This is a genomic window from Pseudoalteromonas sp. MIP2626 (assembly GCF_013414205.1).
Lineage (GTDB): Bacteria > Pseudomonadota > Gammaproteobacteria > Enterobacterales > Alteromonadaceae > Pseudoalteromonas > Pseudoalteromonas nigrifaciens.
On the sequence record NZ_JAATTW010000071.1, the window covers coordinates 1 to 13,180 of the forward strand.

Consider the following 13,180-nt stretch of genomic DNA (forward strand, 5'->3'; position numbering starts at 1 on the left):
TTGGGATATCGCCAAGCGGTAAGGCACCAGGTTTTGATCCTGGCATTCCCAGGTTCAAATCCTGGTATCCCAGCCAATTTGTTTATACTTCCTACTTAAATTACTCTTCCTTTTGTATTACTCATAACTACTCATAACTACTCATAAGTACTCATAACTACTCATTTTAAATCTATTTATTTTAAACTTCTGTATTTTTAATCTATCTATAAAATCTTATTTTAATAACTGTATTTAAATAGCCGTATTTTAGTGGCTATATTTTATTAGCAAACCCTCTGCTACCGCACTTTTAATCAATAAATAAGCATAAAAAAAGACCCATAAATGAGCCTTTTCAATAGTTCGCAAATGTTATAGCAATTAGTATTAATTTAACTCGCCGCTAATAGCGTATTTTAAAACCCAGTTTTTTACCGGTCCGGTATTGTTAGCTATTTTTAAAAATTGGCTACGCGCCCATTTTAATGGCGCAATTTGATTAGAAAAGCCAAAGTAGCAGGCATCCATCATACTCATCATTAATAAGTTTGCTTTGCGGCGCGATTTTTCATACTCATTTAATTTTAATGGGCAACCTATGTCATCAGCACTTAATAGCACCTGTGCAAGCGCTACAACGTCTTGAAAGCCTAAATTTACGCCCTGCCCGGCTAATGGGTTAATAGTATGTGCAGCGTCACCTACAAGCACTAGTCGCCCTTGCGAATATTTGTTTGCGTGCTGGCGAGCCAGTGGAAACACCGCGTGCTTTAACACGGTAAAATCACCGGCAAGCTCAGGAAATTTTTTAACAATATGTGTTTTAAGTTGCAGCGGGTTTAAACCTTTAAAGCTTTGCAGTGTATTGGCATCGTCATACCAAATTAAATTAGCGTAAGGAGCCTGCATAGGTAAAAAGGCCAAAGGGCCGGTGGGAGTAAATTGCTGCCACGTTTTTACTTGTTGCGGCGCATCAAGTTTTATAAGTACGCCCATGCAGTGCTGCTGATACTGCCAACCGGTTATACCTATGTTGGCTTTAGCGCGTAATTGCGATTGCCCGCCGTCGGCTGCAATAACTAAATCAGCGGTATACGTTTGCTCACCATACACTAGCGTAATTGCATCTGAGGTTTGCTCAATACTCGTAATAGGCGCTGCTTGCTCAATAACTCCAATGTTGTATTGCTCAAATTGCTGCCATAAACTGGCTTGAATTAGGTTATTTTCAATTAAGTGGCCTAAATGCGTGGTGTTTATATCGGCGCAATCAAATAATAAATTATCGCCACCGCGCTCAAATGCTTCTAATTGTTGATACGGTGCTAACCTGCTTTGTTTTAAAAGTGGCATTGCGCCCAATTCGTCTAGCAGCTTTTCTGAAAAACGATTTATTGCCGATACGCGAATATCAACCTGATCACTGCTTAAAACTTGCTGTGGATTTATTAGTTTTTTTTCTATTATGCGCACTGCTTTACCTTGCTGAGCAAGTTTAATTGCCATAGCAGCACCCACCATGCCAGCACCCACAACAATTACTTTATTTTTTGTCATGTTCTCATCTTTTTAATTTCTTAAAACTATTTTAATTGTATCGTAATTAGCTTGTTATGTGCCAAAGGATACGCTCAACTGTGGATAAAACTAAAGCTGCATTGATTTGAAATCACAAACATGAAAACTATACTTGGATTTACGTGTGTATCCAGCTAAAATACGCGTCCTTTAAGTGGGTATAGCGCAGTAATGCATTTCACTTAATCCTGTTTCTAGCACATTTTTGTGCCACTATCGAATTGAACACGAGGCAATATTTCAATGAGCAAAAAGCTGCATATTAAAACCTGGGGTTGTCAGATGAACGAATACGACTCTCAGAAAATGGCTGAACTTTTAGATGCCACCAATGGCTACCAGCTAACTGATGATGCAACAGATGCCGACGTAATTTTACTTAACACCTGTTCAATTCGTGAAAAAGCACAAGAAAAAGTGTTCCACCAGTTAGGTCGTTGGAAGTTGTTAAAAGACGACAAGCCAGACTTAATTATTGGCGTAGGTGGTTGTGTTGCCTCACAAGAAGGTGACTCTATTCGCCAGCGTGCGCCATTTGTAGACGTTATTTTTGGCCCACAAACGCTGCACCGTTTACCAGAAATGATTAAACAAGTGCAAGGCGATAAAGGCTCATCGGTTGTTGATATTTCATTCCCAGAGATTGAAAAATTTGACCGTTTACCAGAGCCAAAAGCCGATGGCCCATCTGCGTTTGTATCTATTATGGAAGGCTGCTCTAAGTACTGTACTTTTTGTGTTGTACCATACACTCGCGGCGAAGAAGTTAGCCGCCCAGTAGATGACGTACTATTAGAAATTGCCCAGCTTGCTGAGCAAAACGTACGTGAAGTAAACCTACTTGGCCAAAACGTAAACGCGTACCGCGGCGACACACACGATGGCGAAATTTGTTATTTTTCGGATTTAATTCGTCTTATTGCTGCCATTGATGGTATTGACCGTATTCGTTACACCACATCGCATCCAGTAGAGTTTACCCAAGATATAGTTGACGTATACGCCGATGTACCAGAGCTTGTAGATCATTTACATCTACCAGTACAAAGTGGTTCAGACCGTATTTTAAACCTAATGAAACGCGGCCATACGGCAATTGAATATAAGTCGACAATTCGTAAGTTACGCAAAATTCGTCCTAACTTAAGCATGTCGTCAGATTTTATTATTGGTTTTCCGGGTGAAACCCAAGATGACTTTGAAGCAACCATGAAGCTAATTAGCGACGTTGGTTTTGATATGAGCTTTAGCTTTATTTACAGTGCACGCCCAGGTACACCAGCGGCCGACTTGCCAGATGACGTAACCGAGCAAGAGAAAAAAGAGCGTTTATACTTACTGCAAAATCGTATTACACAAATGGCGCAACAAATTAGCCGTCAAATGTTCGATACAGAGCAGCGTATACTCGTTGAAGGCCCTTCTAAAAAGAACCCAATGGAATTACGTGGCCGTACCGAAAACAACCGTGTAGTTAACTTTGTTGGCCCACATACAGTGATCGGTCAGTTTGTTGACGTACGTATTACCGAGGCACTACCAAATTCTTTACGTGGTGACTTAATTCGTACAGAATCAGAAATGAACTTACGTCGTGAAATCGCTCCTTCAGCTATTTTAACCAAAGCTGCAAGCCTTGAGCCTAAACCTGACACTATAAACGAAATTGGCGTTGCTACTTTCGTCCCTTAGTGGAAATTTTAGCGCCAGTTAACACTGGCGCCATGCTATAGGAAGTAATTTTGAGTAATCAGTTAAAAACATTAGAGATTTATTTAGAACCTGCCGATAACAAACGCCTTTCTTCTTTATGTGGCCCGTTTGACGAAAACATCAAACAAATTGAACGCCGACTCGGTGTTGAAATTATCCACCGCGATAACTTTTTTAAAGTCACAGGCAAAACTTACAGTAGCGCCAGCGCTGTAGAAATTTTAAAAAACCTTTATATTGATACTCAACCTGTGCGCGGCGAAATTGGCGAAATAGAACCCGACAACGTGCACTTAGCCATTACCGAATCAAACGCCCTTGAACAAGACGCCACAACCAGCACTTACACCAAAGAAATGGTGATTAAAACGCGCCGTGGTGTTATAAAGCCGCGTAACGAAAACCAAGGTATATACGTTTCTAATATTTTGCATCACGATATTACCTTTGGCATTGGCCCTGCTGGTACAGGCAAAACATACTTAGCTGTGGCAACTGCAGTTGATGCCCTAGAGCGCCAAGAAATTCGCCGTATATTGCTTACCCGCCCAGCGGTAGAAGCAGGTGAAAAGCTCGGTTTTTTACCGGGCGATTTAAGCCAAAAGGTCGACCCATACTTGCGCCCGCTTTACGATGCGCTATTTGAAATGCTTGGCTTTGAAAAAGTAGAAAAACTAATCGAAAAAAACGTTATTGAAATTGCCCCACTTGCTTATATGCGTGGGCGTACGCTTAATGATGCCTTTATTATTTTAGATGAAAGCCAAAATACCACCGCAGAGCAAATGAAAATGTTTTTAACCCGTATTGGGTTTAACTCAAAAGCGGTTATTACTGGCGACATAACGCAAGTAGATTTACCACGTGGTGTGCGCTCAGGCTTACGCCATGCAATGGAAGTACTCGATGGCGTAGACGAAATAAGCTTTAACCACTTTAAAGCCCAAGACATAGTTCGCCATCCTGTGGTTGCGCGTATTGTTGAAGCCTACGAGCGCAACGATGAAAGCGAGCGACTTATGCGCCTAGAAAAGCAAAAAGCCCGAGAGCAACTTGCCGCTCAACAACCGCCTGCTACTAAAGAGTAATACCGTGAACACTGAACTTGATTTACAAATAGCCTGTGAGTTTGACAACTTACCAAGCGAGGCACAATTTGCGCTTTGGGCCGACAAAGCCCTTAGCCAATACCGCGACGAATCTGAACTCACTATTGTAATTAGTGACGAAGCGCAGTCGCAACAACTCAACAACGACTACCGTGGTAAAAACAAGCCTACCAATGTACTGTCGTTTGAGTTTGAAGCACCACCGGGAATAGATATTCCTTTAGTAGGTGATTTAGTTATTTGCCCAGCTATTGTATTGGCTGAAGCAATTGAGCAAGAAAAGTCATTTCATGACCACTTTGCTCATATGGTTATTCATGGATGCTTGCATTTGCTTGGATTTGACCATATAAAGAGTGAAGATGCTTTTGAGATGGAAAGTATAGAAAAGCAATTACTTGCTGAGCTAAACATAGCAGACCCATATCGGGACGAAATTTAAATAAACGGAGTAATCAGATATAATGAGCGACGGTAACTCGCATTCTAGCCAGGGTTCTTCTGGAAAAAGCTGGCTGGGCCGAATAGCCCAAAAGTTTCAAGGGGAACCCCAGAACAGAGAAGAGCTGGTTGAAGTAATTGCCGATGCGCAAGAGCGGGATGTAATCGATCCAGAAACCAAAGAGATGATTGAAGGTGTGCTTGGCGTGTCTAAGCTTAAAGTGCGAGACATTATGGTGCCGCGCTCACAAATGATCACCCTTGAGATCGACAGCCCGCTTGAAGAGCTCATACCTATGATGGTTCACTCTACGCACTCACGCTTTCCGGTGGTGTGTGAGGACAAAGACCATGTAGAAGGGATTTTACTCGCTAAAGATTTATTACCCCTAATCTTAAACAAAGACGACTTACTGCCCTCACTGCGCGATTATTTACGCCCAGCAATGGTAGTACCCGAAAGTAAACGTGTCGATACCCTGCTTAACGAATTTCGTCAGCAACGCTACCATATGGCTATTGTTATTGATGAATACGGCGGTGTATCGGGCTTAGTCACTATTGAAGATATTCTTGAAATAATCGTGGGCGAAATAGAAGACGAGCACGACGAAGAAGAAGAGCAACAAGATATTCGCCAACTTGCTAAGCATGTTTACGTAGTACAAGCGCTAACCCCTGTTGATGACTTTAACGAGCATTTTAAAACAGGTTACAGCACAGATGACGCCGATACTATTGGTGGCACTGTATTACATGCCTTTGGCCACATGCCAAGCCGTGGCGAAACCATTGATATAGAAGGTTACCAATTTAAAGTAACCAACTCTGACAATCGCCGCATCTTGCAACTGCAAGTCACCGTTCCTAAGGTTGATGATAACTACAGTGAAGATTCTGCTAACTAAGTTCACCTTATTAGCAAAAGATAAAAAAGCATGGCTCGCATTAATTGCGGGCCTTATTTTAACTTTTGCCTATGCCCCCTTTGAAATTTGGCCCATTTCATTTTTTAGCCTTGCTGCCATCATTTTTTGTATTAATCCAAAAAACACCGGTAAAACACACGCAAAAACAGCCGCTAAATATGGCTTTATATTTGGTTTAGGTTGGTTTGGTGCTGGTATTAGCTGGGTACATGTATCTATAGCCACTTTTGGCGGCATGCCATTAATCGCTTCTTTAGCGCTTATGGCCTTATTGTGTTCATACTTAGCGTTATTTCCTGCACTTGCCTTTTGGGCAACAACTCGCTTTGCCAGCGGCCCTAAAAGTTATGGCGCATTATTAATTGTAAGTTTTGCCATAAGCGAATACTTACGCGCACACTTACTAACAGGCTTTCCATGGTTAAGTTTTGGTTATACGCAAACCGACAGCCCACTTAGACTGCTTGCCCCTTATATTGGCGAATTTGGTTTAACCTTAGTATGTATTGCCATTGGTTTTGCATTGTATCGCCTAAGCCAAAAAGATTTTAAAACATTGGCCATAACCAGCAGTGCTTTAGCACTACTTTTTGCCGGTGCATACACCACAGGTACAGCACAGTACTCTGGAAAAAGCATGTCGACATTACTTGTACAAGGTAATATAAAACAAAATCTGCGCTTTGATCCCAGCCAGTTTTGGACCACCATGAGTAAATACCAAGACCTAACCCGCACACACTGGGACGCCGACTTAATAGTATGGCCCGAAGCCGCAGTACCCGAAATAGAAGCGCTTGCCGACTCATACCTAGCAGGCTTAGACAGCGCCGCTTCATTTAATAAAACCGCGCTAATTACCGGTGTTGTTGACTACCAACTCGACACTAAAACTATTTTTAATACCCTTATAGTAGTGGGTAATAAAAATAAAGATGATGAACACGGCCACTACCGCTACCTAGATAAAAACCGCTATCAAAAACACCAATTACTCCCTATTGGCGAATTTGTACCATTTGAAGATTTACTGCGCCCTATCGCACCGTTGTTTGATTTACCTATGTCGTCGTTTACCCGTGGCGACAAAGTACAAAACAACCTACGTGCTAACGGCTTTAATATACTACCCGCTATATGCTACGAAATAGTATTTGCCGACCTAGTGCGTGGTAATTATCAGCACAGCTCAGATTTACTCTTTACCGTAAGTAACGATGCTTGGTTTGGCGACTCCATTGGCCCCCACCAGCATATGCAAATCGCTCGCATGCGCGCTCTAGAGCTACAGCGGCCACTAATACGTGTTACTAACAACGGCGTAAGCGGCGTATACGACCCAATAAGCCACACGCAACAAAGCATGCCACAGTTTGAAGCAACCACCATGAAAGCCGACGTTAAGTTAATACAAGGCGACAGCGTGTACAGCCAATACGGCAACATGTTTGTATGGGGATTTGTGTTGTTGCTGGGTGTTGGCGGGTTTGGGATTAGGTTTAAGAGATAAATGAAAAATTCTAAACTTAGAGAATTAGCAATAGATTAAGCCCAGCGCAGTCTTTGGGCTTAACAATTAACTTTTCTGGTTAATTATTACTCTACATCGCTCAAGCTAAGCAATTGACGCCTATTGCGTAATGTGAGTATTTTAATTTCATGTTCAACTTTATAAATAATTCGATAGCTACCAAATATTAATTCACGATATCTTGAGCCTAATAATTCTGGCACTTCCCGACCTAGTTCAGGTTGAGTACCAAGTAAATCTGTTCGATCAAAAATATCATTAACCCATTTGTCAGCCGCCGATGGTTTATCAAAAGCAATAAATTTAGCCATAGTGACTAATTTTTCTAATGCTAAAGGCGACCAAACTACTTTCAATCTTTAATACTCTTTAAAACTTGCGCACGAGCATCTGAGTTTGAAATACCCAGCCCCATAGAGAGTTGATCTTCAGCTTTTTGTATTTCCTCTAATAACTCTATTTTTTCCTGCATAGATTCATATTCAGCAACATCTAAAACCACAGCAACGCCTTTACCCCTTTGAGTTATTACAATTGGCCTTCTGGTTTCATTAACTTGGCGTATAAATGATGCAGCTCCAGCTCTAAAATCTGAAAGCGGCTGAATATCTTGATCTAAATGAAGCCTACTCATGATCGTACCTTTAGTTGTACTTTATATGGTACAAACTATAGTTAAAATAAATGTTAAATACAATACTTTATACTTAAGCTCAATAACAATATCGAGCGAAGTATATAAATCCAATTATACTAACTCTAAGGTAAACAAGCTTATTAAGTATCAAAATGATGCTAAATAAGCTTATATGACACCTTCTTTAGCGACTTATGTTTTGTGAATGTTGTTAAAAACTAAAGCATGGATGTTCTGTGTAGCAAAGCATATCTAAACACTCTGAGATGAATAGAGTATTATTAATTCTCTTGTTCGGTTTCGCTCCGCTCTTGCGTAACTCCTCTATATAAAATACGTTATTTAATTTGTGGGCTTTGAAAAAAGGCTGCACTAGGCAGCCTTTAATTTAAATGATTTTTTAACCCGTCTTATTATTTGGCTGCTTAACTATTTAACTAACTATTTAACTAATCTATTTAACGGTAAGCGGTGCGTTATTAATCGCTGATAATGGCAGGTTTACATCGAATAATTGGCCACGAACTTGGGCAACCCCCATAGCCTTTAAGCGTGCTGTGTGCATAGTTAAATACGCATTAGCTGATGCTTCATCTTCAAATAGGTAAATACCACCAGCAAGTTGACCTTGTTGGTTTTCGGTCCAAATTTTCCAAATAATACCGGGTTCATGGTTAATTGATTCGGCTAAATCTTTTAATGCTGCTGACATTTGCTCCCCAAACGGGCCTGCAAAATCAAAGTCTACCTGTAATAATTTTTTCACTATAAGCTCTCTTTTAACTAAAGCGCGGTATCACGCTTTTAATAATACTCTAATAAATTAGTTAGCTACCAAGCACACGCAAAGTAGCTAACAGGCTGCGTAACTTAGCAGCTTAATTTATTGCAATTAGCGACCAAATTCACTCGGTGGTGCTGGCACTACCAATGGTTTTTTCGGATTTGCTTTAAGCTCTTTTAATAACTCTTTTACAGCGCGTTCAATCGACGGATCTTGTCCGGCTTGAATAAGCTCTGGGCGATCAATCACTTCTATGTCTGGGCTTACGCCTTCATTTTCAATGATCCAGTTACCTTCGTTATCTAAAATTCTAAAAGTAGCGGCAATAACTGAGCCACCATCTACAAGCCCAGGGTTGCCCGAAATACCAATTAAACCGCCCCAGGTACGCGTACCAATTAATTTGCCTAAACCTGCTTGGCGAAAGTAATACGGTAGTGCGTCGCCGCCTGAACTAGAGTAGCCATTGATCAGCATAGCTTTAGGGCCATCGTGTGCAAACTGCGGGGTTTTAGTTGGCTCTACACCACGGCGTTTCCAGTAGTTAAGCGGTTTACGCGCTAACCAAGTGATCATATGTTCAGGTATAAAACCGCCGCCATTGTAACGATCGTCTATGATCATCGCTTCTTTATTAGTTTGCGGTAAAAAGTTTTTAAATAACGAACGGTTACCTTCGTAATGGGTGTTAGGTAAATGCACGTAGCCAATACGCCCATCTGAAAGCTTATTAACATACTCAGCGCGCGATTGTGCCCACTGTAAGTAACGCAATCCAGTTTCGCTGGCAATAGGCGTTACCATTACTTTCCAGCTGTTTTTTAGGCTTGGTGATTTACTGAGTAGTAATTCAACCGATTTACCTTGGGTGTTTTCTAGTAGTTCGTAAAAGTTGACTACGCTTTTTACTGAGCGGCCATTTACTGCAATTATGTAATCGCCTACATTGGCGTTAATGCCGGTTTCGTTTAGCGGTGAGCGAAAGTTTTCGTGCCAGTTTTCGCCTTTAAAAATAGTCTCTATTTTTACAAAGCCTGATTTATGCGCGCTAATTTCTGCGCCCAATAAGCCATGCTGTAAACGAGGAGATGTTGGCATATCGCCCGAGTTAACATAAATATGCCCTGAGTTTATTTCGCCTGCTATTTCACTTAATACATAATCTAGGTCGGCTCGATGTGCAATAGCGTCTGCCATAGGTTGGTAACGCGCTAAAATAGCATCCCAGTCTTGGCCATGATGGTTTTCGTCATAAAACCAGTCGCGCAGAGTGCGCCAGCCTTCACGATACATTTGTGCCCACTCGGTTTGCGGGTCAATTTTTAATACCATGTCTTGCAAGTTAAGTTGCGTAGCTTTTAAGTCTTGTTTAGCTTCTGGCTTTATTACGCTAATGTTTTTTCCTGCACGAGCAATAATATGCTCAGCATTAGCCGACACTTTATAATTACTCACTCCTGCTGCTATTGTGGCAACTTCACCATCAACGGCATTAGGCACTAACTTAAGCTCTCCTGCCGATAGTGTTAATACGCCGTCTTTTACGCCGCTTAGTGCGCCGTAGTTTCCTGCAGGTACATTTAGCGCCACAACACGGCTCATAAAGCCGTTACTTTCTATATAATTGCTGGGTGCTTTAGCTGACTTTTTATCGTCTTTATCTGCTTTTGAGTCAACAATGCTTATTTCGTCACTCAGCGGTGTATTAAGTGGCTTGATTTTACTATTTACTGCAACCGAATACAGTCGGGTTGCATTGTTAAACATGTAGTCAAACTCGTAGCTACTAAAAGTTAAATTAAAGTCGCGCTCTGATGTGAAATACAATTGCTGCCCGTCGGGAGAAAACGCTGGGTTTGTCTCACTGCTCATGTCATCAGTTAAGCGAGTAACGCGCTTGTCTTTTAAATTGTAATGCCATAATGAGGCGTAGCGATTTTCGTTATTTTTAACAAACACTATATCCTCGCTATTAGGCGACCAAATATAGCTAGTTAAACCATCTTCATTATATTTTGCGGTATCAATTTTACGCTGCTTACCGGTTTTAATATCGAGCCACCACAGGGTGTGATTCTGATCGCTAAACAATAACTTTTTATTATCTGGTGACCAAACTGGCTCAAAACGCCAAATACTGCCATTACTGGTCAGTTGCTTAACTTGGTTATTGTTAGCTCTGTCTTTTAGGTAAATTTCGTACTCGCCTGTTTCATCACTCATGTAAGCAATATAGCGTCCATTGGGCGACCATGTAGCCGATATTTCACGCCCTTTTGGCGTATGGCTTAAGTTTCGGGTTGGGCCATTTTTAACCGGCACAGAAAACAGTTCGCCGCGTGCTGTAAATAGTACTCTTTTTCCATCGTGCGATACGTCCATTGAATCAATAAAGTCACTAACATTTTTACTGTAGGCCATTGTATGTTCACGGTTACCTTGAACATTTATGCTCAGCTTTTCAGATTGCTGCGTGGCGTCATCAAAGCGATACAAATAACCACCATTTTCATACACTATGGCGTTGGGCCCAGCCGAGGGCCAAAGCACATCAAAGTCGCTGTGGTTAGTTACTTTTATCGGATTTTTGCCATCTTGATGTTTGTATAAATTTAGCGTGTATTCTCTGTCCGACACGTAGTAAATGTTATTGTTAACCCAAGTAGGCTGTTGGTCGGTTGCTCTGTTGGTTGTTAATTGCTTTGATTTGTTATTTTCTAAATCGTAAACCCATACATCTTGTGCGCGCCCGCCACGGGTGCGTTTCCAAGTACGAAATTCGCGATCAATGGGTGTATACACATACTGTTTGCCATCGGGCGATAACATGCCACCGCCAGTTTCTGGTATGGCTAATGGTTGCTCTAGGCCACCCGCAGCAGGCACTATATAAGGTCGGCCAACACGCTGACCATAAGGGGTACGGTTAGCTCTAAACACAATATGCTTACCGTCTGGGGTCCAATCAAGTACACGATAATCAAAACCACCGCGCGGCGGCATTACACCTACGTCGTTATAATAAGTCAGTTGTTTTAAGTCGGAGCCATCGCGGTTCATTACATACACTTGGCGGCTGCCATTATATTGGGCAGAAAAAGCGATTTGGCTGCCATCTGGCGAAAATTTAGGAAAGGTTTCAAAACCAATATGATCAGTTAAGCGCGTGCTTTTACCTGTTTTAGTGTTTGCTATATAAATATCGCCCGCATAAACAAAGGTTACTGATTCTTTATGAATATCGGGAAAGCGTAATAAGCGGGTATCTTGTGTTTGATAAGCCGCAACCATCGGCGATATTGCCGGTGCAACCGCTACTGCTATTGCTGTTAATAAAGTGCGTAGTTTCAAGGTTATCGTCCTTACAATGTTATTTCATTTCATAATAACAATAAAAAGACAGTTTGCAGCTTTGTGCGACAAATTACTGTAACAAGGTGTAAATACAGTCATTGTAAAAGCTTAATAATTGGTAATATATTTCACTCACATTTTAATATTTTAAACACCTACTCTAGCTAAAAGCAGTACTTTAAGCCCATTAAAAAAATAAAAGTTAATACTGCCTTGATTTATTCAGCTTTTGTTAATACTATCTTGCCCAATAAAATCCATTACTTTCATGGTATTACCTAACGATCTGTAATTTGGTTTTATTTAATCATAAATACACATAAAAGGAATATAATGTGAACAAAATAGCTTCAATCTTTATCGCTGTTACCCTACTTTTAACTACCGGCTGTACGGCCATTATGACTGCAGAACAAGCAGCTCCTACGTTAAATAAGCCCCAAGTTGATGAAATACAAATTGCAGTGGTAGATCATCGCCCATATGTTGTAAATGGTGACAAACTCTCTGGTTTTGAAGGATTAAGTCGCTCTGGCTTTGGTATACCTTATACACAAAACATCATTACTGGCGAAACTATGCCACAACACTTAGGTAAACGCCTTGCTGCTGGTTTTATTCGCTCTGGTATTAACGCTAAGCTAATAGCTACCACACCACAGGTCGATATTAATGACATTAAAGCAGATAGCGATACTGCGACTATTATAATCGTACTTAACGAATGGAAGTATGATCACCACGCTTTTACTGATAACTCATGGTATAACTTTGATCTAATAATTAAGGATCGCACTGGTGCTACGCTTATAAATAAAAACTTTACTGGCGAGCAAGACATTCCAAGTATGCATACCAACGACTTACAAATGCTTTATAAAGAGCGCTTTGAATTAGCGTTTGCAGATCCTGAGGTTAAAGCGTTACTGTAATTTTAAACTACGCGAACATTTTTATTGGCGAACTAAATAAGTATTTAGTTCGCCAAAGCAGCAAACAATATAACTGTTATTTACGCGCTTAAATTAAAACCCCTTCTTTATTACTAATGCCAGTCAGTTAACACTGACTGGCTTTTTTTTATAGGGATATTTAGATGGTTTCTTTTTCACACATCGTGGA

At 40.9% G+C, this 13,180-nt stretch carries 11 protein-coding genes and 1 tRNA gene; 7 read left to right on the forward strand and 5 right to left on the reverse strand.

The annotated features are described in order from the left end of the window. Position 1 precedes the first annotated feature (1 nt). Positions 2 to 76, forward strand: a tRNA-Gln gene (locus HC000_RS17130). 293 nt (positions 77 to 369) lie between these two features. Here the strand turns inward: HC000_RS17130 and HC000_RS17135 are convergent. Next, positions 370 to 1,539 (reverse strand): FAD-dependent monooxygenase, encoded by a 1,170-nt coding sequence (locus HC000_RS17135; RefSeq protein WP_089367975.1) that lies wholly within the window; start codon positions 1,537 to 1,539, stop codon positions 370 to 372. A 264-nt stretch (positions 1,540 to 1,803) separates the two neighbouring features. Here HC000_RS17135 and miaB point away from each other — a divergent pair, with 264 nt between their 5' ends. Genes miaB through lnt form a run of 5 tightly spaced genes read left to right on the forward strand, consistent with a single transcriptional unit; the run spans position 1,804 to position 7,262 of the window. Further along, positions 1,804 to 3,252 (forward strand): tRNA (N6-isopentenyl adenosine(37)-C2)-methylthiotransferase MiaB, encoded by a 1,449-nt coding sequence (gene miaB, locus HC000_RS17140; RefSeq protein ID WP_086994706.1) that lies wholly within the window; start codon positions 1,804 to 1,806, stop codon positions 3,250 to 3,252. Positions 3,253 to 3,302: 50 nt separating this feature from the next. After that, on the forward strand, positions 3,303 to 4,361 hold the full coding sequence (locus HC000_RS17145; RefSeq protein WP_011327734.1) for a PhoH family protein: 1,059 nt from the start codon (positions 3,303 to 3,305) through the stop codon (positions 4,359 to 4,361). Positions 4,362 to 4,365: 4 nt separating this feature from the next. Continuing rightward, on the forward strand, positions 4,366 to 4,824 hold the full coding sequence (gene ybeY / locus HC000_RS17150) for an rRNA maturation RNase YbeY (RefSeq protein ID WP_011327733.1): 459 nt from the start codon (positions 4,366 to 4,368) through the stop codon (positions 4,822 to 4,824). 22 nt (positions 4,825 to 4,846) lie between these two features. Further along, entirely contained in the window at positions 4,847 to 5,731 is an 885-nt protein-coding gene (corC, locus tag HC000_RS17155; protein WP_011327732.1) for a CNNM family magnesium/cobalt transport protein CorC, read from the forward strand. Next, positions 5,712 to 7,262, forward strand: a complete 1,551-nt coding sequence (lnt, locus tag HC000_RS17160) for an apolipoprotein N-acyltransferase (protein WP_179808276.1) — start codon at positions 5,712 to 5,714, stop codon at positions 7,260 to 7,262. Before corC ends, lnt begins: the two co-directional genes overlap by 20 nt. An 86-nt stretch (positions 7,263 to 7,348) precedes the next feature. Here the strand turns inward: lnt and HC000_RS17165 are convergent, their stop codons facing one another. From HC000_RS17165 to HC000_RS17180, 4 genes are all read right to left on the reverse strand, one after another. Beyond that, complete coding sequence (locus HC000_RS17165) at positions 7,349 to 7,639, reverse strand: type II toxin-antitoxin system RelE/ParE family toxin (protein WP_089367973.1); 291 nt, start codon at positions 7,637 to 7,639, stop codon at positions 7,349 to 7,351. Then, positions 7,636 to 7,917: a type II toxin-antitoxin system Phd/YefM family antitoxin gene (locus HC000_RS17170; protein WP_011327729.1), complete on the reverse strand. Its 282-nt coding sequence runs from the start codon at positions 7,915 to 7,917 to the stop codon at positions 7,636 to 7,638. Before HC000_RS17170 ends, HC000_RS17165 begins: the two co-directional genes overlap by 4 nt. Positions 7,918 to 8,374: 457 nt before the next feature. After that, on the reverse strand, positions 8,375 to 8,686 hold the full coding sequence (locus tag HC000_RS17175; RefSeq protein WP_011327728.1) for a monooxygenase: 312 nt from the start codon (positions 8,684 to 8,686) through the stop codon (positions 8,375 to 8,377). A 126-nt stretch (positions 8,687 to 8,812) separates the two neighbouring features. Beyond that, entirely contained in the window at positions 8,813 to 12,055 is a 3,243-nt protein-coding gene (locus tag HC000_RS17180; RefSeq protein WP_172459235.1) for a S41 family peptidase, read from the reverse strand. A gap of 338 nt (positions 12,056 to 12,393) precedes the next feature. Here HC000_RS17180 and HC000_RS17185 point away from each other — a divergent pair, with 338 nt between their 5' ends. Further along, positions 12,394 to 12,990, forward strand: coding sequence for a hypothetical protein (locus HC000_RS17185; protein ID WP_011327726.1), 597 nt, complete (start codon positions 12,394 to 12,396; stop codon positions 12,988 to 12,990). Positions 12,991 to 13,180: the final 190 nt, after the last annotated feature.